The following is a 282-nucleotide window of genomic DNA, read 5'->3' as shown; positions in this document are numbered from 1 at the left end:
ATTCAGGCGGTCAACGGAGCTGACAGCCGTTATCTTAATCAAGTGACGGCAAACTATACGGTTGAAGCTCCTATGGAGGTGTGTTTGTTGGCAAACCCTGTATTGGCGCTAACGGCAAACCAAAGTGGTGAAGTTGCGCCAGGCACAACAGTGAGTTACACCGCTACGTTGACCAGTCAGGACAGTGAGACTTGTGATGCTGCGGTTGTCGATGTCATTGCCAACGTGCCTGACGGTTGGACTGCAGATAGCAATACGGTTACGTTAGAACCGGGTGGGAAG

Annotated in this window: 1 pseudogene; it reads left to right on the top strand. The window is 51.4% G+C overall.

Annotation, left to right across the window (positions count from 1 at the left end):
* Window positions 1–87: 87 nt before the first annotated feature.
* Window positions 88–282 (top strand): annotated as a pseudogene (locus tag ABT58_RS23215) (hypothetical protein); the annotation flags it as partial.

This window comes from Photobacterium aphoticum, assembly GCF_001029435.1.
Taxonomy (GTDB): Bacteria; Pseudomonadota; Gammaproteobacteria; order Enterobacterales; family Vibrionaceae; genus Photobacterium; species Photobacterium aphoticum.
This window is presented reverse-complemented; position numbering and strand designations above follow the sequence as displayed.